Source organism: Moorena sp. (assembly GCF_982860115.1).
The window spans coordinates 1-2,568 of record NZ_CEYLVT010000431.1 but is presented as its reverse complement, the minus strand read 5'-3'; the positions used below and the strand labels follow the sequence as shown (position 1 = coordinate 2,568).

At 44.5% G+C, this 2,568-nt stretch carries 1 protein-coding gene; it reads right to left on the bottom strand.

Going from position 1 to position 2,568, the window contains the following annotated elements:
* Positions 1-559 precede the first annotated feature (559 nt).
* Positions 560-1,915 carry an RNA polymerase sigma factor gene (locus AC4II3_RS32395; RefSeq protein WP_488017171.1) on the bottom strand — a complete coding sequence of 452 codons (1,356 nt, stop codon included), beginning with the start codon at positions 1,913-1,915 and terminating at the stop codon, positions 560-562.
* Between the last annotated feature and the right edge of the window lie 653 nt (positions 1,916-2,568).

Genomic DNA, 2,568 nt, shown 5'->3' with positions numbered 1-2,568 from the left:
ATATGGGTACAGGCTGAAAATCCGAGGCGCAACCGGGAGAGAGACCCGCCACTGCTTGACCTTAAAGAAGAAATGCCCGGAGGGTAGGGAAAGTCCTCCTTAAAAACCCAATCATCGACTAACAATCGGTGTGTGAACCCAGCAAAGCACAGCTTGAGAAAACAACGGTACGGCGGGGCACGCCGAAACCAGGTGAAACAGGGGAGTAACGGACTCTATAAGGCACTCACCAAAAAGTAACCAAACGTCTAAGGAGACTAGCCCGCTGGGTCTTTCGTAAACTGAACTGAAATCTTGGTCTTGACGGGTTTTTGGTTTAGGTATTGCCGCAAGGATACGGAGGTTTAAGGCCGGTCGTAGATCTAGGAATCCCCGCGTCTTTAGACCGGGGAGTGTCAATAGTAGCTACTCTAGCTAATGCCCTTGAGCTGCTATGAGCCATAGGACTTACGCAAATCCCTCAATTTAACGCTACCTGTAGGGTGGACCCTACCCATGGAATCTGTGCGTAATTCTAATGCCCAAGAGCTGCTATGAGCAAATTAGCCATGACCACAAATTAAAGCTGATCTGGGGGTCCTCTATCCCCTGTATGTGACCTCTGATTGCTGCTTGGGTCTACTGTGTTTTTGAGAGTGCCCCACCAAGACACAATTGTCGCCAAAATCGGGATTGGGAACTGGGAAAGCTCCTTTCCTCTTGGTGCTTCAATGCTCCCATACCCTAGCGATGGTCGAGAAATTGCTATCTCTTGGGGCATAAGCAGTTTAACGCGATGACTCTGGATAGTATTGCGATCGCTCCCCTGCTTTGATTGGGGATTTGGAGTACTTTCCAATACTAATTTTCCAGCCAAGGGGAGTAATGCCTCGGAGCTTCTTGGTCTGCTTAAAATTTGCTGGCTTTTGCTGTCCCTACTTCTGGGCTCTTTTTTAATTAGGATGACTTTTGGTAGTTCAGATAGTGGCTCAACTACCAATGCTGGCTCTACCAGTGACCTGATCTCCACTGCTGGCTTAACTGCCAAATCTGGCTCTACCAGTGACCTGATCTCCACTCCCGTTTTGTCTAAATCCTTAGAAGGCTCTTCGACTGAAACAGACTCCGACACTGGCATCTGCCTTAAAGACTCCGAATTCCCAGTTGTCTCCTGCTCCCCTTTTCCTATTTCTTGGTTTGAGGGAGTTACATCGCTTTCTCTGTCTTTTTCTTCCTTACTTTCCTGCTCTTCTACTCCCCTAATCTTCTGCAATTTGGCGATTTCCCCGTAAGCCTTCTCATCCAACCCGACCCGATACTTAGTTAACCGCTTTTGCAGTATCCCCCTAGCTCGTTGGATACGTTTACGAACGCTATCGTTGGAAATTGCCAGTCGTTGAGCTATCTCTTGGTGAGACAACTCCTGCTCAAAGCGCAAGACACATACCTGGCGCTGATTCTCCGGCAAATCCTCTAGAGCACTAAAGATTACCTCTAATAGTTCCCTCTTTTCTACAATTTGTTCTGGGGTATCGAATTCCGTAACCAACCCATTCCCCTCTCGCACTGCCATCTCTTCCAGGTTTTCTACTCCGATTGCCCCAGAGTTGTTTTCTCGATGTCGGTCTATACAGAAGTTACGGGCAAATTTGGTCAGCCATCCTTTTATATTGGTAATCTTTGCGGCAAATTTGGGCAATTTTTCCCAAGCCTTGACCATAATCTCAGAAAGAGCATCTTGTGCTTCAGTGGTATTACCCCCCATCCACCTCAAGCAGCGATGGTAAAGATAGTCTTTATAGTTTTCCCAAAGGGGCCAAAAGGCGCTGCTATCTCCATCAGACAGTTTTTCCAGGAGGGACTCGACCCAAAAAGCGGTATCGTTATCAGCATTTTCGCCCCATGGGGGATCAGAACTGAGGTTTGTTGCCAGCATAAGTCCTGTTGATGCACCGAAATTCAGTATTCCATATTTGTTCTAGTAAAACAAGTTAGGTTGGTCAACTTAATGCTTCAAGTGCAGTCAGAGCTTGAGTTGGGATTGTTTATTAAATTTTTTTTCAGCCTTTTTTCTCTTTTTATCCTCTTTTTATTAACCTTACTTGAAATTGTTTTCTAGACTACATATTAACCGGTAAAAATAAACTTTTTACCTTACCCAAAATTAAAATTACAAATGATTTGTAAACAATAATTAGTTTTTTTACCTTGATTAAAATGCCTATATAGCTTATTATACATAGCTTATAGCCTCTGGCCTCTTGCCTTTCTTTAAGGAATTCTGTTCACAACTCAAATATAAATGCTATCGGCTCTGTAGGCTGGCCAACATGTCATTAAAAATTTGGTCTGTTAAGGAAAATAGGGTAGTGCTAAAGATATACTGATTTGGCTAGGGTCTGGTGAAAGTAAGGGCAGCTAAAATCACGAATTGTGTACCAATACCGAAAACAGATTATTTTTATCTCTATCTAAAGATTGAAATAGAGATAACTAATATCAAGTCCGGTTGAAGACCCATAATTAGAGGTAGAGTGGGGAGATGGGGAGATGGGGAGATGGGGAGATGGGGAGATGGGGAGATGGGGA